Origin of the sequence: uncultured Alsobacter sp. (genome assembly GCF_945952055.1) — a bacterium.
Taxonomy (GTDB): Bacteria; Pseudomonadota; Alphaproteobacteria; order Rhizobiales; family Beijerinckiaceae; genus Alsobacter.
In genome coordinates this window covers 39,313-59,306 of record NZ_CAMFHB010000003.1, presented here as the reverse complement: position 1 = coordinate 59,306, position 19,994 = coordinate 39,313, and the positions used below count along the sequence as shown (strand labels likewise).

Sequence of the window (19,994 nt, the reverse complement as noted above, 5' to 3'; positions counted from 1 at the left end):
ACATGCGTTCTTGGGTCATCGGCATCGCCGCCGCCGTCGGATTTGGCGGGATGGCTGCTGCACAGGAAGTGAAGCCGGCGATCGTCTACGACCTCGGCGGCAAATTCGACAAGTCGTTCAACGAAGGCGTCTACAACGGCGCCGAGCAGTTCAAGAAGTCCACGGGCGTCGACTACCGTGACTTCGAGATCCAGAACGACGCCCAGCGCGAGCAGGCCCTGCGGCGATTTGCCCGGGATGGCTTCTCCCCCATCGTCGCCGTCGGCTTCAGCCAGGCGAGTGCGGTCGAGAAGGTGGCCAAGGAATTCCCGAACGTGAAGTTCACGATCATCGACATGGTCGTCGATGCCCCGAACGTGCAGTCGGTGGTGTTCAAGGAGCAGGAGGGCTCGTTCCTCGTGGGCCTGCTGGCCGCCAAGGCCTCCAAGACCGGCAAGGTCGGCTTCGTCGGCGGCATGGACATTCCGCTGATCCGCCGCTTCGCCTGCGGCTACGTGCAGGGCGTGAAGTACGCCAACGGCTCGGCCGAGGTGTTCCAGAACATGACCGGCACCACCGGCGCGGCCTGGAACGACCCGGTGAAGGGCGGCGAGCTGGCCAAGGCCCAGATCGACCGCGGCGCCGACGTCGTCTACCACGCCGCCGGCGGCACCGGCATCGGCGTGCTGCGCGCGGCCGCGGACGCCGGCAAGCTCGGCATCGGCGTCGACTCCAACCAGAACGGCCTGCACCCGGGGAAGGTGCTGACCTCGATGCTGAAGCGCGTCGACACGGCCACGATCACCTCCTTCACCCAGGCGAAGGAAGGCAAGTGGAAGGCCGGCGTCACGGTGCTCGGCCTCGCCGAGAGCGGCGTCGGCTACGCGCTCGACGACAACAACAAGGCGCTGATCACGCCGGACATGAAGGCCGCCGTGGACAAGGCCGCCGCCGACATCGTGTCGGGCGGCATCAAGGTCCACGACTACATGTCCGACCAGAAGTGCCCGGGCTGATGCTCGACCGGGGCGGGGCCACCCGCCCCGCCATCGGAGTCCCGGCATGACCGGCAGGCCGCCAGCCATCGCGCTCGCCGGCATCGACAAGCGCTTCGGCGAGGTCCACGCCAACAAGGCCGTGGACCTCGTTGTCGCCGCCGGCTCGATTCACGGCATCGTCGGCGAAAACGGCGCCGGCAAGTCGACCCTGATGTCCATCCTCTACGGGTTCTACGAGGCCGACGCGGGCGAGATCCGCGTTGCCGGGCGACCCGTGAACATCCGCGCGCCCCGCGAGGCCATCGCGGCCGGCATCGGCATGGTCCACCAGCACTTCATGCTCGTGGAACCCCTGACGGTTCTCGACAACGTGATGCTCGGCGCCGAGGGCGGTGCCCTGCTGGCCGGCGGGGCCCGGCGCCTGCGGGCCGAACTCGACCGGCTCGGGCGCGACTACGGCCTCGTCATCGATCCCGACGCCATCGTCGGCGACCTGCCGGTGGGGCTCCAGCAGCGCGTGGAGATCCTCAAGGCGCTGGTGCGCGGCGCCGACATCCTCATCCTCGACGAGCCGACCGCGGTGCTGACGCCGGAGGAGGCCGACGCGCTCTTCCGCCTCCTCAAGATCCTCGCCTCGGAGGGCAAGACGGTCATCCTGATCACCCACAAGCTGCGGGAGATCATGGCCGTCACGGACATGGTGTCGGTGATGCGGCGCGGCGAGATGGTCGCGACGGTGCCGACCAGCGGGACCTCCCCCTCCCAGCTGGCGGAGCTGATGGTGGGACGGCGCGTGCTGTTGCGGGTCGACAAGGCGCCCGCCTCGCCGGGCGCGGTGCGGCTCGCGGCCGAGGGCATGACCGTGCGCGACGGCCAGGGCACGCCCCGCGTGGACAATGTCAGCCTGTCGCTGCGCGGCGGCGAAATCGTCGGCATCGCCGGGATCGCCGGCAACGGGCAGAGCGAACTGCTCGAGGCGCTCGCCGGCATGCGGCCGCTGGCCGCCGGCCGCATCCTCGTCGACGGAACGCCGCTCGCCGCAGACGAGCTCGACCCGCACAAGCTGCGCGGCCGCGGACTGCTGCACGTTCCGGAGGACAGGCTGCGCATGGGCCTCGTCCCGCCGTTCGAAGCCTGCGAAAGCGCCATCCTCGGCTTCCAGCAGGAAGACCGCTACGGCTCGGGCGTCATCATGGACCGCGCCGGCGTGGTCGCCGACACGGCGAAGAAGATGGAGGACTACGACGTGCGTCCCCGCGCGCCGCTCCTCAAGACGGCGAAATTCTCCGGCGGCAACCAGCAGAAGCTCGTTCTGGCCCGGGAGATCGAACGCCAGCCGCGCGTCCTGCTCGTCGGCCAGCCGACCCGCGGCGTCGACATCGGCGCCATCGAGTTCATCCATCGCCGCCTGGTCGCACTGCGCGACGAAGGGGTCGCGGTGCTGCTCGTGTCGGTGGAGCTCGAGGAGATCATGGCCCTGTCCGATCGGATCGTCGTGATGTGCGGCGGCCGCATCACGGGCGAGCGGCGGCCGCAGGACACCGACGAGCGCGACCTCGGCCTGCTGATGGCGGGCGTGGACGAACGGGCGGAGGCCGCATGAGCGCGGCCCCGATCGAACTGCCGCGCTGGGTCGACCTCGTCCTGGTGCCGATGCTCGCGGTGGTGGCCGCGTTCTTCGTCGCCGGTCTGGTGGTCCTGGCCATCGGCGAAAACCCGCTCCAGGCCACGGCCCTGCTGCTGCGCGGCGCGCTCGGCAGCGGCGAAGGCATCGGCTTCACGCTCTACTACGCCACCAACTTCATCTTCACGGGCCTGGCCGTGGCGGTCGCCTACCATGCCGGGCTCTTCAACATCGGCGGAGAGGGGCAGGCCACGCTGGGCGGGCTCGGCGCGGCGCTCGTCTGCCTGAACCTGGAAGGCCTGCCCGGCTGGCTCCTCGCCCCGCTCGGCATCCTGGCCTCCGCCGCCTTCGGCGCGGCCTGGGCCCTCATCCCCGCCTACCTGCAGGCCAAGCGCGGCAGCCACATCGTCATCACGACGATCATGTTCAACATGCTGGCGTCGGCCCTCATCGTGTATCTGCTCGTCAACGTGATGGGGCGGGCGGGCTCCATGGCGCCCGAGACGCGCCCGTTTCCCGCCGCCTCGCACATCCCCTTCATGCACGTGGTCCTGCAGGGGCTGGGCTTTCCGGTGCCCGCCTCGCCGCTGAACCTGTCCTTCGTCCTGGCGCTGGCGATGGCCGTGCTGATGTGGGTCGTGATCTGGCGCACGCGGCTGGGCTATGCCATCCGCACCGTCGGCGCCAACCCCACGGCTGCGGTCTATGCCGGCATCCCGATCGCGCGGATCACCGTCATCGCGATGCTGATCTCCGGCGCGCTCGCCGGCCTCGTCGCGGTCAACGAGATCATGGGCGTGCAGGAGCGGCTCCTGCTCGAGTTCACCGCGGGCGCGGGCTTCATCGGCATCGCCGTGGCCCTGATGGGCCGGTCGCACCCGCTGGGCATCGTGCTCGCCTCGATCCTCTTCGGCGTGCTCTACCAGGGCGGTACCGAGCTCGCCTTCGAGCGCCCGGCGATCACGCGCGACATGATCGTGACGATATCGGGCCTCGTGATCCTGTTCGCGGGCGCGCTCGACGGCATCTTCCGCCGGCCGCTCGCCCAGTTCTTCGCGCGGCGAAAGGGGGCCTGAGATGGATTGGCTCTCCACGGGCATCGCCGTCTTCGACAGCGGCGTCCGGCTTGCCGTCCCCCTGCTGTTCGCGTGCCTCGCCGGCCTCTGGTCCGAGCGCTCGGGCGTCGTCGACATCGGGCTCGAGGGCAAGATGCTCGTGGCCGCCTTTGCCGGCGCCGCCGCGGCCCATGCCACGGGCAATGCGTGGGCGGGCCTCGGCGCGGGCATCCTCGTCTCGACGGCCTTCGCGCTGGTGCACGGCTTCGCCGCCATCAGCCAGCGCGGCAACCAGATCGTCTCCGGCGTCGCGGTGAACATGCTGGCGGTCGGGCTCACGGCGCTCGTGGGCAATGCCTGGTACAAGCAGGGCGGACGCACCCCGCCGCTGGAAGGAGCGGCACGCTTCGAGCCGATCACGCTGCCGGGCGCGGATGCGATCCGCGGCGTACCGATCGTCGGGCCACTTTATGCCGACGTGATCTCCGGCCACACGGTGCTCGTCTACATCGCGGTGCTGGCCACCGTCCTCACCGCCTGGGTCCTGGCCCGGACGCGCTTCGGGCTGCGGCTGCGTGCCGTGGGCGAGAACCCCGCCGCCGTCGACACGGCGGGCATCTCGGTCATGGGCCTGCGCTACACCGCCGTGGTGCTGGCCGGCGTCCTGTGCGGCCTGGGCGGCGCCTACCTGTCGGTGGCGCAGGCGGCCGGGTTCCTCACGCAGATGACCGCGGGCAAGGGCTTCATCGCGCTGGCCGCGCTGATCTTCGCCAAGTGGCGGGCCTGGCCGGCGCTCGCCACCTGCCTGCTCTTCGGCCTGCTCGACGCCGTGTCCATCCGCCTGCAGGGCGTCGTGGTGCCGGGGATCGGACAGGTTCCCGTCCAGGCGATCCAGGCCCTTCCCTACGCGCTGACGGTGGTGCTGCTGGCGGGCTTCATCGGCCGCGCGATCCCGCCGCGGGCGTCCGGCCTGCCCTACGTGAAGGAACGCTGATCATGGCTGACGCGCAGACGGCTCCCGAGGATCTCTTCGACGCCGCCTTCGAGATCTGGGACCGGGCCTACGTGCCCTATTCCCACTACAAGGTCGCCGCCGCGATCCGGACGCCGTCGGGCCGCATCTATGCCGGCGTGAACGTGGAGAACGCCTCCTATCCGGTGGGCACCTGCGCCGAGGCGGGCGCCATCGCGGCGATGGTGGCCGGCGGCGACAGGGACATCGTCGAGATCGCGGTGCTCGCCGACGGGGGCGAACTGGTGACGCCCTGCGGCGGGTGCCGCCAGCGCATCATGGAGTTCGGCGGACCGCACGCGGCCGTGTGGGCCGGCGACTTGCACGGACGGCGGCGTCGTTCTACTGCCGGGGAGTTGTTGCCGCTGGCCTTCGGTCCCAAGGCGATGGCCAGCGAGCCTGCACCAGACTGAAACAAGAGATCGGAACGGATCCATGACCGCTACCGCCGAACAGGCCGCTGCCTACCTGGAGCCCCTGATCGGGGGACCGGTGGATCTCGCCGTGGTGCTGGGCACGGGTCTCGGCGGCTTCGCCGAGGCCGTCGTCGACCCGGTGGTCATCCCCTATGCGGACATTCCGGGCTTCCCGCACGGCAACGTCTCCGGCCACGCCGGGCGCCTCGTGGTGGGCAGGCTGGACTCGCGCCGCGTCGCGGTGCTGCAGGGCCGCGCCCACTACTACGAGACCGGCGACCCGGCCGTGATGCGCACGCCGATCGAGACGCTGCGCCGGATCGGCGTGAGCACGCTGGTCCTGACCAACGCGGCCGGATCGCTGACGCGCGACATCCAGCCGGGCCAGCTCTGCATCATCGCCGACCACATCAACATGTCGGGCACCAACCCGCTGATCGGCGACCGCGAGGACGGGCGCTTCGTGCCCATGAACGACGCCTATTCGCAGCGCCTGCGCAAGCGCCTCAAGCGGGCCGCGGCCACGGCCGGCGTGCGGGTTCACGAAGGCATCTATTGCTGGATGTCGGGCCCGTCCTTCGAGACGCCGGCCGAGATCAAGATGGTGCGCATGCTGGGCGCCGACCTCGTCGGCATGTCCACCGTCCCGGAGACCATCCTTGCCCGGCGCTTCGGCATCGACGTGCTGGCCGTGTCGATCGTCACCAACTACGGCGCGGGCCTCGAAGTCCAGGCGCCGTCGCATACGGAAACCAAGGAGGTCGCGGCGACCGCGGGCATCGCCCTGCGCCGCCTGCTGCTCTCCTTCGTGAAGGGCCTCGACGATGTCTCCTGACGAAAACGCCGCGCTGGCGCGCCGCCTCCTGGGCCTGCTCGATCTCACCAACCTGGAGAGCAGCTGCGGACCGGCCGACATCAAGGCCCTCTGCGCCAAGGCGGTCGATCCCCACGGCAAGGTCGCCGCGGTGTGCCTGTGGCCGCAATTCGTCGGCGAGGCCAAGCGGGCCCTGGCCGAGGAAGGCATCCGCATCGCCACCGTCGTCAATTTCCCCGCCGGCGGCGAGGATCTCGAGCGCGTGCTCGACGACATCGGCGAGGCCCTGCACGACGGGGCCGACGAGATCGACCTCGTCCTGCCCTACAAGGCCTTCCTGCGCGGTGACGCGAACCTGGCGGCCGACATGGTGCGCGAGGCCAAGGGCGTGATCGGCGACGAGCGGCCACTGAAAGTGATCCTGGAAACCGGCGCCTTCCCCGACGCCATGGCGATCGCCGCCGCGAGCCGGCTCGCGGTGGCGGCCGGCGCCGACTTCCTCAAGACCTCGACGGGCAAGATCCCGGTCTCGGCGACCCCGGAGGCTGCCAAGGCAATGCTCGCCGTGATCCGCGAGGTGGGGCGCCCCGTGGGCTTCAAGGCCTCGGGCGGCATCCGCACGCTGGCCGACGCGACGCTCTACCTGGGGCTCGCCGAGGACGTCATGGGTCGCGGCTGGGCGACGCCGGCGACCTTCCGCATCGGCGCCAGCAGCCTGCATGGCGCCCTCCTCGCCGCGATCGACGGCGCGGCGCCGGCCGCCCCGGCAAAGGGTGGATACTGACATGGCCGGCCCACTGCTCCCCCAGGAGATCATCCGCCGCAAGCGCGACGGCGCGGCGCTCACCGACGACGAGATCGCCTTCATGATCCGCGGCCTCACGGACCAGTCCGTGACCGAGGGCCAGGTCGCCGCCTTCGCCATGGCCGTGTTCTTCCGCGGCATGACGCTCGACGAGCGCGTGGCCCTGACGAGGGCCATGGTGGCCTCGGGGACCACCCTCGCCTGGCCCGACCTGCCCGGGCCCGTCCTGGACAAGCATTCGACGGGCGGCATCGGCGACAATGTCAGCCTCATGCTGGCCCCGGCCGTGGCCGCCTGCGGCGGTTTCGTGCCGATGATCTCCGGCCGCGGCCTCGGCCACACCGGCGGCACGCTGGACAAGCTGGACTCGATCCCGGGCTACGTCTCGCAGCCCGACAATGCCCTGTTCCGCAAGGTCGTGGCGGATGTCGGCTGCGCCATCATCGGCCAGACGGCGGACCTCGCCCCCGCCGACAAGCGCTTCTACGGCATCCGCGACGTGACGGCGACGGTGGAGTCGATCCCACTGATCACCGCCTCGATCCTCTCCAAGAAGCTCGCGGCCGGGCTCGCCGGCCTCGTCATGGACGTGAAGTGCGGCAGCGGCGCCTTCATGGAAACGCCCGACGACGCGGCCGAACTGGCCGAGAGCCTGGCCATGGTCGCGACCGGCGCCGGCCTGCCGACGACGGCCCTGATCACGGCCATGAGCGAGCCGCTGGCGAGTGCCGCAGGCAATGCGGTGGAGGTGAAGAACGCCGTTTCCTACCTCACGGGCGCGCATCGCGACCCGCGCCTGCACGAGGCCGTCGTGGCGCTCGGCGGCGAGATGCTCCTGCTGGGGGGGCTGGCGGAGACCATCGAGGACGGCTGGGCGCAGATCGACGCGGCCGTGAACACCGGCCGCGCGGCCGAGACGTTCGGACGCATGGTGAGCGCGCTCGGCGGTCCGTCCGACTTCGTCGAGCAGCCGGACCGGCACCTCGCGGCGGCTCCGGTCGTCCGCGACGTGCTTCCCGAAAAGGACGGCTTCGTCTCCGCCTGCAACGCGCGCAGCATCGGCGTCGCGGTGGTGGGTCTCGGCGGCGGTCGCGTGCGGGCCCAGGATTCGATCGACCACGCCGTCGGCTTCAGCGCGCTCGCCGGTCTCGGCGACGCGGTCGGGCCCCATGCCCCGCTCGGCGTGGTCCACGCCCGCAGCGAGGCCGCGGCGGACGCTGCCGCGGCGGCCCTGCGGGCCGCCTACACCGTCGGGGACGCCGAGGTCGAGACAGGTGCGGTCGTGATGGCTCGCTTCGCGGCGGCCGAGGATGCAGGCCGGGCCTGACAGCGACGCTCGCGTCATTTTATGATGCGGCGACGCACTTCGTTCAGGAGCAGGTCTGAGGCATGTCCATTCTCGTCGCCGTGCAGGGATACAAGGCCGAAACCTTCTGCAAGGCGCTCGAACGCATCATGCCCGAGCGCGAGATCGTGCGGCACGGCGAGCCCTTCGACAGGAGGGCGGTCGACTACGCCGTGGCCTGGAAGCACCCGGCCGGGGCGCTCGCGGGCCTGCCCAACCTCTCGGCCGTGTTCTCGCTGGGCGCCGGCGTCGATCATCTCATGACGGACCCGCGCCTGCCCGAGGTGCCGATCCTGCGCGTGGTCGATCCCGACCTCACGGCGCGCATGAGCGAGTACGTCGTGCTGCACTGCCTGAAGATCCTGCGCCAGCAGATGCGCTATATGGCCCAGCAGGCCGAGCGCCGCTGGGAGGACGACCTCGACCAGCCGCCGGCGGCGAAGGTCCGCGTCGGGCTCATGGGCCTGGGCGTCCTGGGCCAGGACGCCGCCTTCAAGCTGCGCATGATGGGCTTCGACGTGGCCGGCTGGAGCCGCAGCCCGAAGACGGTCGAAGGCATCGCGACCTTCGCCGGCCCCGAGCAGCTCCCGGCCTTCCTCGCCCGCACCGACATCCTCGTGGTGCTGCTGCCGCTGACGCCGGACACCGCCGGCATGGTCGACGGCGCGGTGCTGCGGGGACTGGCCCGCGACGGCCGCGTCGGCGGTCCCCACCTGATCAATGCCGGCCGCGGCGGACTTCAGGTCGAAGACGACATCCTCGCCTGCCTCGACGACGGCACCCTGGCCTCCGCCACGCTCGACGTCTTCCAGACCGAGCCGCTGCCCGAGGACTCGCCCTTCTGGTCGCACCCGAAGGTCACGATCACCCCGCACAACGCCGCCATGTCCGAAGCCGACGCGATCATCACGCTCATCGCCCGCCAGATCGTAAGGCACGAGGCGGGCGAGCCGTGGGAAAACGTGGTCGACCCCGCGACGGGGTATTGAGACGCTTCGAGGTCCTGCGTCCTTCGACGGCCCTACCCGAGCCGCCGCACGCTCGTCACCGGCCCGCCGTCCTTGGCCTGGATCCGCTCGCAGGCCTCTGCCACCGGTTCGCTGACGACCAGCATGTGATGCCCGTTGGCGTGCAGGAGCCGGTCGCGGTCCTGCATGATGCCGACGTGACCCTTCCAGAACAGGAGGTCGCCGCGACGCAGGTCCTGCATCGCCTCGCCGACCGGCAGCGACGTGCCGACGCAAGCCTCCTGCATGTCGCTGTCGCGCGGCGCCGCGACGCCGGCGGCGGCCAGGGACAGCTGCGCGAGACCCGAGCAGTCGAGGCCGAGGCTGGTCTTGCCGCCCCACAGGTACGGCACGCCGACGAAGCGCTCGGCCACCGCGACGAAGTCGGTCTCGTGGCGCCCCACGGGCACGAGATGGCCGGCGACGATGGCGCCCTGGTCGGTGATGGCGAAGCGGCCGTCCTCGCGCAGCACGGTGACCGTGCTGCCCAGCGACAACGCCATGACAGGCGGCAGCTTGATGGACGGGCCCGGATAGAGAAACGTCCGCAGCACCGACACGCGGTGCGTCGGCTGCCGGACGCCGGCGATCAGCGCGCCGGACGGCAGCCAGCCGACATAGCCGTCGCGGTCGATCTGGCCCCAGGCCCAGCCCTCGTCGGTCATCTCGTAGACGGTCACCGTCTCGCCGTGCAGGGCCTCGGTGTCGAGCGGCGCATCGGGCGCCGGATGGCGACGCAGCGCGGCCACGCTCTCCAGCACCCGCATCGGCCTGCCTTCGACGAACTCCGACGCCTGGACGATGCCGCGCAGGCTTGCGGCGGCGAGGTCCGGGCGGGCCGGCGTGAGGCGGCGATCGAGGCCGGGCGGCAGGGTGGTCATCGCGGCAGGTCCCGTGTGCGGGCGACGACGAGGTCGCCGAGGCGCTCGACATAGAGGGCGCCCTTGACGGTTCGTTGCACGATGACGTTGCGCCTGTCCACCTCGTCTCGCCGGCGGGACACGAGCTCCATCTTGCCCATGGTGTCGAGCGCCCGGGTGATGGCGGGCTTCGTCACCCCGAGCTTGGCGGCGAGCCCACGGACCGTGTGCGGCGGCGCCTCGAGATAGATGGTGAGCAGAATGGCCGTCTGGCGCGCCGAAAGGTCCTGCTCACCGTCGCGCACGAGGTCGAGCGTGACGTCGTGCCAGAGGCGGAGAGCCTGTGAGGGGCGCAAGGTGAGGGTCATCGCGGACCCGATCGTTTCGGATCCGTATTAAGATGCGGTTGACGAGGCCCCGCGGCCGATAGCGGCGCGACCTTGCGTCCTCCGACGGGGCTCCTCTACGGCTTGCCCAGCATCTGTGGCTAAAGCCACCATCTCCCTCATCCTGAGCCGGCCGCGCAGCGGCCGAGTCGAAGGACGCAGACTGGTCCAACGGCTCCGTTGTGCGTCCTTCGACTCACGGCCCTGCGGGCCGTGGCTCAGGATGAGGGGCTTTGGGCAGTTTGGCGAAAGTTCCACGGACAATCGCTTAGGGAACACCGGCGAGCGCTTGGGCTCATCTCCTCGTCACTTCGCCGGATAGCGCTCCTGCAGCAGGGCGAAGACGAGGCGGGCGGCCTGGACCTCGCCGCCGTCCGGGCGGCCGGGCTTGCCGCTGGGGATCCAGTTGTAGACGTCGAAATGCGCCCAGGCCTTGGCCTTCTCGACGAAGCGGCGCAGGAACAGGGCGGCCGTCACGGAGCCCGCGAAGGCGCCGCCGGTGTTGTTCACGTCAGCGATCTTGCTGTCGAGCATGGCGTCATAGTTGCGCCACAGCGGCATCCGCCAGACCGGGTCGTTGATCGCGAAGCCGAGCCGCATCAGGTCGGCCGCGAGGCGGTCGTCGTCGCTGTAGAGCGGGGGCAGTTCCGGGCCCAGCGCCACGCGCGCGGCGCCGGTGAGCGTGGCGAAGTCGATGAGCAGGTCCGGCTCCTCCTCGTCCGCCAGCGCCAGGGCGTCGGCCAGGATCAGGCGGCCTTCGGCGTCGGTGTTGCCGATCTCGATCGTCGTACCCTTGCGGCTCTTCAGCACGTCGCCCGGGCGGAAGGCCGAGCCGGAGATGGAGTTCTCGACGGCGGGCACGAGCACGCGCAGCCGCACCGGCAGACGCGCATCGGCGATCATCTGCGCGGCGGCCAAAGCCGTGGCGGCGCCGCCCATGTCCTTCTTCATGAGCAGCATGCCGGCATCGTTCTTGATGTTCAGGCCGCCGGTGTCGAAGCAGACGCCCTTGCCCACGAGCGTCACGCGGGGATGGGAGGCGTCGCCCCAGCTGATGTCGATGAGGCGCGGCGGGCGCGTCGAGGCGCGGCCGACCGTGTGGATGACGGGAAAGTTGTCGCGCAGCAGGTCGTCGCCGACGGTCACGCGGACGGAAGCGCGCATGCGCGCCGCCAGGGCCCGGGCGGCATTCTCGAGTTCGGCGGGACCCAGGTCGTTGGCGGCGGTGTTGACGAGGTCGCGGCCGAAGGCCACCGCCTCGGCCTGCCGCGACACGGCATCCGCGTCCACGCCGTCGGGAACGACGAGCCGAATGGCCTTTGCCGCGCCCTTCGACTTGTAGCGGCCGAACCGGTAGGTCGCGAGCGCGAAACCCAGGACCGCGGTGGCGGCATCGCCCTGGAGGCCTTCGACGCGATAGTCGCCGGCCGGAAGGGCCGCGACGAGACGGGCCAGGTGGAACGGGTCGGGTCGCGCCCCGGCATCCGCGCCGAAGAGCCATCCGGCCACGCCGCCGTCGGCGCCCGGCAGGGCGATCGCCTGCCCGGATCCGCCTTCGTAGCCCTGGCCCTGCGCAAAGGCGGCGGCGGCGGGGCCGAACCCCTGCGCGGCCTCCTGCCAGCCGCTCGCGGTCACCACGCGCACGAGACGGGCCTGGGCGGCGGCGGAATCGGTCGAAGCGATCAGGGCGGGGTGCACGACGGTCTCCTGTGGTGGTCCCTGACTGAATAGCCGATCACCGGGCGCGATCAAACCGCCACGACCGCGTCGCGCGACGGTGCAGCCCGTCGTTTCATGCAGGGCAGGCCTCAGGTTCCGCGCGGCTTGGCCCGGGCGGTGGGCATGGCGCTCGCCGGATCGTCCGGCCAGGGATGGCGGGGATAGCGCCCCTTCATCTCCGCCTTCACGGCCGCCCAGGAGCCACGCCAGAAGCCGGGCAGGTCGCGGGTGATCTGGATGGGCCGGTGCGCCGGCGACAGCAGATGCAGCAGGAGGGGCAGCTTGCCGTTCGCCATCGCCGGGTGGTCCTTCAGGCCGAACAGCTCCTGCACCCGGATGGCGAGCACGGGCTCGTCCCCGCTCTCGTAGTCGATCGCGTGGCTGTTGCCCGTCGGCGCGGTGAAGTGGGTCGGGCATTCCGCCTCCAGCCGTCGCCCGAGATCCCAGGGCAGGAGAGCGTGCAGCGCCTCGCCGAGACTGTCCGCGCCGATCTGGGCGAGGCTGGTCTTGCCCTCGATGAAGGGGGCGAGCCAGTCGCCCGCCGAGGCGGCGAGCGCCGCGTCGGAGAGGTCGGGAAAGGTCTCATCGGCGCGCCGCAGGAACATCACGCGGTTGCGCCATTGTGCCAGGGCCTTGGTCCAGGGCAGGCGGTCGATGCCCAGGCCAGCGATGCCTTCCGCGAGCTTGCGGGCATTGTCCGGACCGCTCGCCACGGGCAGCGTCTGTTCGGCCAGGGTCACCGCGCCCAGCCGGCGCACGCGCCGGCCGCGCAGCGCGGCGGCCGACCTGTCGAAGCTCACCTCGTCGCGCGCCTCGATGCGGTCCCCGAAGTCGGCCTCGATGTCCTCGGCCGACAGCGGGGCCGCTAGCAGGATGCGCGCCGCCCCCGCCGCCCCCGCAATCTCGGCGATGGCGAGGAAAGGCTCTCGCGCGAGAGCATCGTGCGGCTCGACGGCCGCCCCGCGCCCGTTGACCATCACGAAGCTGCCGGATGCGCCGCGCGCCCGCGCGACGCGGTCGGGAAAGGCCAGCGCGAGCACCCTGCCCGCAGCGGACGGATCGCCCGGGGCGCCGCCGCCCACCGCCTGCGCCCAGCCGCGCGCCAGGCGTCGCATGTCGTCGGCCCGGCCGGAGCGCTCCCGCCGGAAGGCCTCCAGGCGATGGCCGAGATGAGCGCCGTCGCCGCCGAGGCCGCGCTCGGTGATCACCGCCGCGATGTCGGCGGCGAGCGCCGCCTCGCCCCGGCGCCCGGCATCGACCAGCATGCGCGCCAGCCGGGGCGGCAGCGGCAGGGCCCTGACGGCCTTGCCCTCCTCCGTCAGGCGCCCCCCCTCGTCGATCGCGCCGATGGCCAGGAGAAGGCTGCGGGCCTCCGCGAGCGCGGGGGCCGGCGGCGGATCGAGGAAGGAGAGCGTCTTCGGATCGGTGACGCCCCAGGCCGCGCAGTCCAGCAGGAAGCCCGACAGGTCGGCGGACAGGATCTCGGGCTTGGCGAACGGTTCGAGGGAGCCGGTCGCGGCCTCTTCCCACAGGCGCCAGCACACGCCGGGTTCGGTGCGCCCCGCACGGCCGCGGCGCTGGTCCGCGGCGGCCCGCGAGACCTTGACGGTCTCCAGCCGGGTCAGGCCGATGGCCGGTTCGTAGCGGGGCACGCGGGCCAGGCCACTGTCGACCACCACGCGCACGCCCTCGATGGTGAGCGATGTCTCGGCGATGGACGTCGCCAGCACCACCTTGCGCCGCCCCGCCGCGGCAGGGCGCACCGCGAGGTCCTGCGCCCTCTGGTCCATGGCGCCATAGAGCGGAGCGATGTCGACGGAGGGATCGCGGACGCGCTCGCGCAGCAGCGTCTCGGTGCGGCGGATCTCGCCCTGCCCAGGCAGGAAGACGAGCACCGAGCCGGGCTCCGTGGCGAGCGCGCGACCGACGACGGCGGCCACCTCCTCCTCGATGCGCTTTCGCGGGTCGCGCCCGGCATGGCGCGTCTCCACCGGATAGGCGCGGCCCTCGCTGGCGATCACCGGGGCGTCCCCGAGAAGGCGGGCCACCCGCGCCCCGTCGAGCGTCGCCGACATGACGAGGATCCGCAGGTCGTCGCGCAGCCCCGCCTGCGCGTCCAGCGCCAGGGCAAGCCCGAGGTCGGCATCGAGCGACCGTTCGTGGAACTCGTCGAACAGCACCGCCGCCGTGCCGGCCAGTTCCGGATCGTCCAGGATCATGCGGGTGAAGACGCCTTCGGTGACGACCTCGATGCGCGTGCGCGGGCCGACCTTCGAGCCGAGCCTCACCCGCAGGCCCACGGTCTCCCCGACCGTCTCGCCCAGGGTTCGGGCCATGCGCTCCGCCGCCCCCCGGGCCGCAAGCCGTCGAGGCTCCAGCAGGATGATGCGCCGGTCGCCGGTCCAGGCTTCGTCGAGCAGGGCGAGGGGCACGCGCGTGGTCTTGCCGGCGCCGGGCGGCGCGACGAGCACGGCGGAGGTCCGGTCGGCCAACGCCCGCGTGAGGGGCCCGAGGGCTTCGTCGATGGGCAGGGGGGTGTCGAAGGACCGCATGGGCCGGCGAATAGCGGCTGGCGGCGGCGCTGTCACGAGGCCAGCGCAGGATGGTAAAATACAGACTATTGCTGTGATATTCTGCTTAACTCGAAACGGTGCGTATTGTTTGACAAACCGAACGCTGGGACCTAAAGAAAAAACACGCGCCGATTTGAGCGAGCCGCTTGCTGGGCGCGACGGGAGCATCCGCTTCCGGACAAATGCAGCTAAAGCGCCGCGGGCACCTGGGCGAAAGACCCACCCGGCCCACGACCGCATCGTTGCCACCGTGTGAGCCTGAGAGGGAGCCCGAGATGACGTTCTTCACCCGCCGTGACGCGCTGGCCTTTGCCGCCGCGCTCGCCTTCACCGCCGCCGCGACCACGGCCCATGCCCAGGTCAAGGAAATCCGCATCGACTGGGCCACCTACAACCCGGTCAGCCTCGTCCTGAAGGACCAGGGCCTGCTCGAGAAGGAATTCGCCAAGGACGGCATCGGCATCCGCTGGGTGCAGTCCGCCGGCTCCAACAAGGCGCTCGAGTTCCTCAACGCCGGTTCGCTCGACTTCGGCTCCACCGCCGGCGCGGCCGCCCTGGTCGGCAAGATCAACGGCAACCCGATCCAGTCGATCTACGTCTACTCCCGCCCTGAATGGACCGCGCTCGTCGCCAAGGGCGACAGCCCGATCAAGACGGTCGCCGACCTGAAGGGCAAGCGCGTCGCCGTGACCCGCGGCACCGACCCGCACATCTTCCTGGTGCGCGCGCTGGCCGAGAACAAGCTGACCGAGAAGGACGTGAAGCTCGTCCTGCTGCAGCACGCCGACGGCCGCCTGGCTCTGGAGCGCGGCGACGTGGACGCCTGGGCCGGCCTCGACCCGATCATGGCCGCGGCCGAGATCGAGGGCGGCGCCAAGCTGTTCTTCCGCAAGCCCGAAGCCAACACCTGGGGCGTGCTCAACGTGCGCGAGGAGTTCGCCAAGCAGAACCCCGAGATCGTGAAGCGCGTGCTGAAGGTCTACGAGGACGCCCGCAAGGCCTCGATCGCCGACAAGGCGGCCCTCACCAAGTCGCTCGTCGCGGCGACGAAGCTCCCCGACGCGGTGATCGAGCGCCAGCTCGAGCGCACCGAGCTCACCCACAGCGTCATCGGCAAGCCGCAGGCCGACAGCATCATCGCCGCGGGCGTGGCCCTGCAGGAAGCCGGCGTCCTGGAATCGAACATCGACATCAAGGCCGTCACGGCTTCGCTCATCGAGCCGAAGTACCTGACCGCGGGCGCCACGCAGTAAGGCCGCCCTCCGGGCTTGAGCTTGCGGCGGTTTACGCCATAACTGCCCCGGGAGCGGCGCCTTGCCGCTCCCTTCGTGTTGAGTGGCCCCGGGATGAACGCCCCGCAATCCCCTGTCGCGGACACCGTCCTGGCGAATGCCGGGGCGAACGACGGCGTGCCGCCTGTTTCCGCGAGCCGGGTGTGGCCGTCGTGGCGCGTCATGCTGGGCATCGTCCTGCCGCTGCTCCTGGCCGCCGGTTGGGAGCTCGCTGTGCGCGGCGGGTTCGCCCAGGGGCGCCTGATGCCGCCGCCGTCGCGCATCTTCGCCACCCTCGCCGACCTCGTCCGCTCGGGCGAACTGTGGACCCACGTCGTCGCGACGCTGTGGCGCGTCATGGCGGGCTTCGCGCTCGGCGCTGCCGCGGGAACGCTGATGGGCGCCCTGTCCGGCTCGTCCGAGACCGTGCGCCGCCTGGTGGATCCGACGCTGCAGTCGCTGCGCGCGGTGCCGTCGATCGCCTGGGTGCCTCTGTTCCTGCTGTGGCTCGGCATCTTCGAGGCGTCGAAGGTGGCGCTGATCGCCGTGGGCGTGTTCTTCCCCGTCTATCTCGGCGTGGCGAGCGCCATCGAGGGGATCGACCGCAAGCTCATCGAGGTCGGCCGCGTGTTCCGCCTCGGTCGCGTCGCCATGGTGCGCCGCGTCCTGCTGCCGGCGGTCCTGCCGGCCTGGCTCACCGCGTTGCGCTCAGGCCTGGGCCTGGGCTTCATGTTCGTCGTCGCGGCCGAGTTCATGGGCGCCTCCGAAGGCCTCGGCTACCTGCTCACCGACGGCCAGCAGATGGGCCGGCCCGACCGCATCCTCGCCGCGATCATCACCTTCGCGCTGCTCGGCAAGCTCTGTGACACCATCCTCGTGCTGCTCACGCGCCCCCTCGTGCGCTGGCAGGACACGGCGCGCGGAAGGCTCTGACCCATGTTCGTCGTCGAGCATCTGTCCAAGACCTACGCCGACGGGACTCGCGCGCTGGCCGACATCTCGCTGAAGGTCGCCGACGGCGAGATCCTGGCGCTGGTCGGGGGCTCGGGCTGCGGCAAGACCACCCTGCTGCGGCTCGTCGCCGGCCTCGACCAGGCCAGCGCCGGCCGGATCGCCGTCGACAACGAGACCATCACCGCCCCGCATCCCTTCGTCGGCATCGCCTTCCAGGAGCCGCGGCTCCTGCCCTGGCTCTCCGTCGCCGACAACGTCGCCTTCGGCATCGCCGACCTGCCCCGTGCCGAGCGGGACGCCCGCGTCGCCGACGCGCTGGAGCGGGTGCACCTCGCCGAGCACGCCGGCCGCTGGCCGCGCGAGCTCTCGGGCGGCCAGCAGCAGCGCGTCTCCATCGCCCGCGCCCTCGTCGCCCGCCCGCGCGTCCTGCTGCTGGACGAGCCGTTCTCCGCGCTCGACGCCTTCACGAGGGCGAGCCTGCACGGCCACCTGCTGGCCCTGTGGGAGGCCACCCGCCCGACCATCGTCATGGTCACGCACGACGTCGACGAGGCCGTCACCCTCGCCGACCGTGTCGTCGTCATGCGCCCGCGTCCGGGCCGCATGTTCGAGACGATCACCGTCGGCGAGCCCCGTCCGCGCGACCCGCTGGCGGTGGGCTACGACAAGGCCAAGCGCAGGGTCTTGAACGCACTCGACCGATCGCTCAAAACCGCTGCCAGCGACGCCACCGCGAAGACCGCCTCCGGCGCCTCGCTGTGGTGGTGACCGACACCCGAAAGGACAGACCGATGGACGCCGACGCCCTCCGTGCCATGCAGGCCCCGATCAAGGCCAAGTACCGCGACACCCCCGACGCGGCGGTGATCACGCTCAAGGCCCAGGGCGAGATCGACGACACGAAGATCGCCTGCAAGCTCGAGACCGGCCGCGCCATCGTGGAGGCGGGACTGCATCCCGCGACCGGCGGCTCGGGCATGGAGCTGTGCTCGGGCGACATGCTGCTCGAAGCGCTCGTCGCCTGCGCCGGCGTCACCCTGAAGGCCGTCGCGACCGCGCTGGAGATCCCGCTGCGCAAGGGTGTCGTGCGTGCCGAGGGCGACCTCGACTTCCGCGGCACGCTGGGCGTCGACCGCGAGGCCCCGGTGGGTTTCCGCCAGATCCGGCTCGCCTTCGACATCGACACGGACGCGCCGCAGGAGAAGATCGACAGCCTGCTCAAGCTCACCGAGCGTTACTGCGTCGTGTTCCAGACCATCAACCGGAAGCCGGACCTCACGGTGACGGTGAACAGGGGCTGAGCGGCTCGCGAAGCGATCCCACCCTTGATTTTCGATGCCGGCGGCCTGATATGCCGGACGATCATCCGTGACCTGTCCGTGAATTGCGAAAAGCCATGACCGATCCGAAGACGAACGCCGAACCCATCACCGAGCTGGCCGCCGATCAGGCCGCGGCCCAGACGGACGCGCCCGCCGGCGAGGCCGCGCCGGAGCGGGACGTGCATTCCGTGATCGAGGCGCTCAACGCCGAGAACACGCAGCTCAAGGACCGCATGCTGCGCACGCTCGCCGACATGGAGAACCTGCGCCGCCGCACCGAGAAGGAAGTCTCCGACGCGCGTGCCTACGCGACGACGAACTTCGCCCGCGACATCCTGAACGTCGCCGACAACGTGCGCCGCGCTCTGGAAACCGTGAGCTCCGACGCCCGCGAGACCGCCGACACGGCTCTCAAGGGCCTGCTGGAGGGCATCGAGCTCACCGAGCGCGATCTCCTCAAGACGCTCGAGCGCCACGGCATCCGCAAGCTCGAGCCGAAGGGCGAGAAGTTCGACCCCAACCTGCACCAGGCCATGTTCGAGATCCCGGACCCGTCCGTTCCCAACGGGACGGTCCGCGAGGTCGTCCAGGCCGGCTTCGTCATCGGCGACCGGGTCCTGCGGCCCGCCCTGGTGGGCGTCGCCAAGGGCGGCCCGAAGGCCGCCGCCGGCGAGGGCGTCGACAAGCAGGCCTGACCTTGGCCCCAGCATTACCAGCGAGGCCGTCATGGCCGGGCTTGGCCCGGCCACCCACGACTTGAGGATGGCGCCGACAAAGTCGTGGATGCCCGGGCCGAGCCCGGGCAGGACGCGGAGAGGTGGATGCCTCTCGTGGCAAAGTTCGGCTCAGCCCCTCACTTCTTCAGGCTCGCCAGATAGTCCGCCACGGCCACCGCATCGGCCTTGTTGAAGCGGAACTCCGGCATGGGCGGGCGGGGCATGCTGCCGTCGGGGCGCTTGCCGGTTTCCAGGAAGGTGACGAGCTGCGGCTTGGTCCAGCCGGAGGGCATGCCGGCGATGCCGGGAGCCACGTCGGCGAAGGGCATCTCCACCAGCGGCTTGAAGGCGAGCGGGGCACCCTGCAGGGCCGTGGACTTGACGATCTGGCCTTTCGGGTCGCGGGCGGAATGGCAGTCCGAGCACATCCCGACCTGCTCCACGAGGTAGCGTCCGCGCGACACCGTCGCGGCGTCCGCGAGGGCGGCCGTGGCGGTGGCGGACAGGATCGTGGCGGTCAGGATCGAGCGCAGGAACATGGGGGGTCTCCTCGGATGGCGCCGCGCGTTGGTGGATGGCGGCGAGGCCTGCGGAGGTAGCCGCGTCGCGGCCGGCGGCCTGTGCGGAATCGCACACCGCGTGCGGCGGCCTGACGCAGCCTTGCGCCCGCATCGGCGAGACGCTAGCGATGCGACCAGACGCGTCCGATGGCGTGATTCTGCGATCACGCACCACCTCTGACAGCGAGACCCATGATCAGGATCCTGTTTCGGACTGTGGGCTATCTGCTGCTGGCCGCGGCCTTCGTCGCGGCCGTGGTCGACGGCACCCGTTCCATCGCGGCATCCGGCTGGCAGATCACGTCGCTCCAGGGCTTTCTCGAGCGCGTGCAGCCGTCCGCTCTCCCGGCGCTCAAGACCATGGCCACCCAGGTCAACGCCGTCCTGTGGGACCCCGTGGCGGTGACCGCGCTGAAGGTGCCGTTGGCGGCCCTGTTCCTCGTGCTCGGCCTCGTCCTCGCGCTCCTCTCGTCGCCGCGCGAACCCGAAGTGGGCATCGTCGCGCGGCGTTGAAGTCAAGTCGTTGCGCGGTGTTGAAGTCGGAATCGTCGCGCGCGTGGACCGGCGCTCACGGGCGC

20 protein-coding genes are annotated in these 19,994 nt (G+C 71.0%); 15 read left to right on the top strand and 5 right to left on the bottom strand.

Translation table 11 applies throughout. The features are described from left to right. The first annotated feature begins 2 nt into the window (after positions 1-2). From Q0Q47_RS03115 to Q0Q47_RS03075, 9 genes are all read left to right on the top strand, one after another. Positions 3-995, top strand: a complete 993-nt coding sequence (locus Q0Q47_RS03115; protein ID WP_293854249.1) for a BMP family ABC transporter substrate-binding protein — start codon at positions 3-5, stop codon at positions 993-995. Positions 996-1,041: 46 nt separating this feature from the next. Then, a complete protein-coding gene (locus Q0Q47_RS03110) occupies positions 1,042-2,580 on the top strand; it encodes an ABC transporter ATP-binding protein (RefSeq protein ID WP_293854246.1) in 1,539 nt (512 codons plus the stop codon). After that, positions 2,577-3,677 carry an ABC transporter permease gene (locus Q0Q47_RS03105; protein WP_293854244.1) on the top strand — a complete coding sequence of 367 codons (1,101 nt, stop codon included), beginning with the start codon at positions 2,577-2,579 and terminating at the stop codon, positions 3,675-3,677. Before Q0Q47_RS03110 ends, Q0Q47_RS03105 begins: the two co-directional genes overlap by 4 nt. 1 nt (position 3,678) lies before the next feature. Beyond that, complete coding sequence (locus Q0Q47_RS03100; RefSeq protein ID WP_293854241.1) at positions 3,679-4,650, top strand: ABC transporter permease; 972 nt, start codon at positions 3,679-3,681, stop codon at positions 4,648-4,650. 2 nt (positions 4,651-4,652) lie between these two features. Continuing rightward, the gene (locus tag Q0Q47_RS03095; RefSeq protein ID WP_293854238.1) at positions 4,653-5,081 is read left to right on the top strand and encodes a cytidine deaminase; all 429 of its coding nucleotides are present in this window, start codon (positions 4,653-4,655) and stop codon (positions 5,079-5,081) included. Between the two features lie 22 nt (positions 5,082-5,103). After that, positions 5,104-5,919, top strand: coding sequence for a purine-nucleoside phosphorylase (locus Q0Q47_RS03090; protein ID WP_293854235.1), 816 nt, complete (start codon positions 5,104-5,106; stop codon positions 5,917-5,919). After that, complete coding sequence (deoC, locus tag Q0Q47_RS03085) at positions 5,909-6,682, top strand: deoxyribose-phosphate aldolase (protein WP_293854233.1); 774 nt, start codon at positions 5,909-5,911, stop codon at positions 6,680-6,682. Before Q0Q47_RS03090 ends, deoC begins: the two co-directional genes overlap by 11 nt. Position 6,683: 1 nt before the next feature. Next, complete coding sequence (deoA, locus tag Q0Q47_RS03080) at positions 6,684-8,030, top strand: thymidine phosphorylase (RefSeq protein WP_293854230.1); 1,347 nt, start codon at positions 6,684-6,686, stop codon at positions 8,028-8,030. Positions 8,031-8,092: 62 nt separating this feature from the next. Further along, on the top strand, positions 8,093-9,037 hold the full coding sequence (locus Q0Q47_RS03075) for a glyoxylate/hydroxypyruvate reductase A (RefSeq protein WP_293854227.1): 945 nt from the start codon (positions 8,093-8,095) through the stop codon (positions 9,035-9,037). 32 nt (positions 9,038-9,069) lie between these two features. Here Q0Q47_RS03075 and Q0Q47_RS03070 read toward each other — a convergent pair whose 3' ends face one another. From Q0Q47_RS03070 to hrpB, 4 genes are all read right to left on the bottom strand, one after another. Further along, positions 9,070-9,936 (bottom strand): NlpC/P60 family protein, encoded by an 867-nt coding sequence (locus Q0Q47_RS03070; RefSeq protein WP_293854224.1) that lies wholly within the window; start codon positions 9,934-9,936, stop codon positions 9,070-9,072. Continuing rightward, complete coding sequence (locus Q0Q47_RS03065) at positions 9,933-10,283, bottom strand: MarR family transcriptional regulator (protein WP_293854222.1); 351 nt, start codon at positions 10,281-10,283, stop codon at positions 9,933-9,935. The genes Q0Q47_RS03070 and Q0Q47_RS03065 overlap by 4 nt, the downstream gene beginning before the upstream one ends. Before the next feature lie 324 nt (positions 10,284-10,607). Continuing rightward, on the bottom strand, positions 10,608-11,999 hold the full coding sequence (locus tag Q0Q47_RS03060) for a M17 family metallopeptidase (protein ID WP_293854219.1): 1,392 nt from the start codon (positions 11,997-11,999) through the stop codon (positions 10,608-10,610). A gap of 110 nt (positions 12,000-12,109) precedes the next feature. Then, positions 12,110-14,572: an ATP-dependent helicase HrpB gene (gene hrpB, locus Q0Q47_RS03055; protein WP_293854217.1), complete on the bottom strand. Its 2,463-nt coding sequence runs from the start codon at positions 14,570-14,572 to the stop codon at positions 12,110-12,112. A gap of 296 nt (positions 14,573-14,868) precedes the next feature. Here hrpB and Q0Q47_RS03050 point away from each other — a divergent pair, with 296 nt between their 5' ends. The 5 genes from Q0Q47_RS03050 (at position 14,869) to grpE (ending at position 18,835) form a co-directional block, all read left to right on the top strand. Continuing rightward, positions 14,869-15,846, top strand: a complete 978-nt coding sequence (locus Q0Q47_RS03050; protein ID WP_293854214.1) for an aliphatic sulfonate ABC transporter substrate-binding protein — start codon at positions 14,869-14,871, stop codon at positions 15,844-15,846. 201 nt (positions 15,847-16,047) lie between these two features. Further along, positions 16,048-16,797 carry an ABC transporter permease gene (locus tag Q0Q47_RS03045; RefSeq protein ID WP_293854773.1) on the top strand — a complete coding sequence of 250 codons (750 nt, stop codon included), beginning with the start codon at positions 16,048-16,050 and terminating at the stop codon, positions 16,795-16,797. Between the two features lie 3 nt (positions 16,798-16,800). Next, positions 16,801-17,586, top strand: coding sequence for an ABC transporter ATP-binding protein (locus Q0Q47_RS03040; protein ID WP_293854211.1), 786 nt, complete (start codon positions 16,801-16,803; stop codon positions 17,584-17,586). A 23-nt stretch (positions 17,587-17,609) separates the two neighbouring features. Continuing rightward, positions 17,610-18,119, top strand: a complete 510-nt coding sequence (locus Q0Q47_RS03035; protein ID WP_293854208.1) for an OsmC family protein — start codon at positions 17,610-17,612, stop codon at positions 18,117-18,119. Between the two features lie 95 nt (positions 18,120-18,214). Further along, positions 18,215-18,835, top strand: a complete 621-nt coding sequence (gene grpE / locus Q0Q47_RS03030; RefSeq protein ID WP_293854206.1) for a nucleotide exchange factor GrpE — start codon at positions 18,215-18,217, stop codon at positions 18,833-18,835. Positions 18,836-18,993: 158 nt separating this feature from the next. Here the strand turns inward: grpE and Q0Q47_RS03025 are convergent, their stop codons facing one another. Further along, entirely contained in the window at positions 18,994-19,395 is a 402-nt protein-coding gene (locus Q0Q47_RS03025; RefSeq protein ID WP_293854203.1) for a c-type cytochrome, read from the bottom strand. Between the two features lie 213 nt (positions 19,396-19,608). On the opposite strand from Q0Q47_RS03025, the gene Q0Q47_RS03020 reads away from it, so the two are divergent. Continuing rightward, complete coding sequence (locus tag Q0Q47_RS03020) at positions 19,609-19,929, top strand: hypothetical protein (RefSeq protein WP_293854201.1); 321 nt, start codon at positions 19,609-19,611, stop codon at positions 19,927-19,929. Positions 19,930-19,994 lie beyond the last annotated feature (65 nt).

Excerpts from the sequence above, each read along its gene's own strand:
- Q0Q47_RS03020 (WP_293854201.1), top strand. The coding sequence starts at position 19,609 with ATGATCAGGATCCTGTTTCGGACTGTGGGCTATCTGCTGCTGGCCGCG.
- Q0Q47_RS03065 (WP_293854222.1), bottom strand. The coding sequence starts at position 10,283 with ATGACCCTCACCTTGCGCCCCTCACAGGCTCTCCGCCTCTGGCACGAC.
- Q0Q47_RS03095 (WP_293854238.1), top strand. The coding sequence starts at position 4,653 with ATGGCTGACGCGCAGACGGCTCCCGAGGATCTCTTCGACGCCGCCTTC.
- Q0Q47_RS03025 (WP_293854203.1), bottom strand. The coding sequence starts at position 19,395 with ATGTTCCTGCGCTCGATCCTGACCGCCACGATCCTGTCCGCCACCGCC.
- Q0Q47_RS03110 (WP_293854246.1), top strand. The coding sequence starts at position 1,042 with ATGACCGGCAGGCCGCCAGCCATCGCGCTCGCCGGCATCGACAAGCGC.
- deoC (WP_293854233.1), top strand. The coding sequence starts at position 5,909 with ATGTCTCCTGACGAAAACGCCGCGCTGGCGCGCCGCCTCCTGGGCCTG.
- Q0Q47_RS03070 (WP_293854224.1), bottom strand. The coding sequence starts at position 9,936 with ATGACCACCCTGCCGCCCGGCCTCGATCGCCGCCTCACGCCGGCCCGC.
- Q0Q47_RS03115 (WP_293854249.1), top strand. The coding sequence starts at position 3 with ATGCGTTCTTGGGTCATCGGCATCGCCGCCGCCGTCGGATTTGGCGGG.
- Q0Q47_RS03050 (WP_293854214.1), top strand. The coding sequence starts at position 14,869 with ATGACGTTCTTCACCCGCCGTGACGCGCTGGCCTTTGCCGCCGCGCTC.
- grpE (WP_293854206.1), top strand. The coding sequence starts at position 18,215 with ATGACCGATCCGAAGACGAACGCCGAACCCATCACCGAGCTGGCCGCC.
- Q0Q47_RS03035 (WP_293854208.1), top strand. The coding sequence starts at position 17,610 with ATGGACGCCGACGCCCTCCGTGCCATGCAGGCCCCGATCAAGGCCAAG.
- Q0Q47_RS03040 (WP_293854211.1), top strand. The coding sequence starts at position 16,801 with ATGTTCGTCGTCGAGCATCTGTCCAAGACCTACGCCGACGGGACTCGC.
- Q0Q47_RS03075 (WP_293854227.1), top strand. The coding sequence starts at position 8,093 with ATGTCCATTCTCGTCGCCGTGCAGGGATACAAGGCCGAAACCTTCTGC.
- Q0Q47_RS03100 (WP_293854241.1), top strand. The coding sequence starts at position 3,679 with ATGGATTGGCTCTCCACGGGCATCGCCGTCTTCGACAGCGGCGTCCGG.
- deoA (WP_293854230.1), top strand. The coding sequence starts at position 6,684 with ATGGCCGGCCCACTGCTCCCCCAGGAGATCATCCGCCGCAAGCGCGAC.
- Q0Q47_RS03105 (WP_293854244.1), top strand. The coding sequence starts at position 2,577 with ATGAGCGCGGCCCCGATCGAACTGCCGCGCTGGGTCGACCTCGTCCTG.
- Q0Q47_RS03090 (WP_293854235.1), top strand. The coding sequence starts at position 5,104 with ATGACCGCTACCGCCGAACAGGCCGCTGCCTACCTGGAGCCCCTGATC.
- Q0Q47_RS03045 (WP_293854773.1), top strand. The coding sequence starts at position 16,048 with ATGCTGGGCATCGTCCTGCCGCTGCTCCTGGCCGCCGGTTGGGAGCTC.
- hrpB (WP_293854217.1), bottom strand. The coding sequence starts at position 14,572 with ATGCGGTCCTTCGACACCCCCCTGCCCATCGACGAAGCCCTCGGGCCC.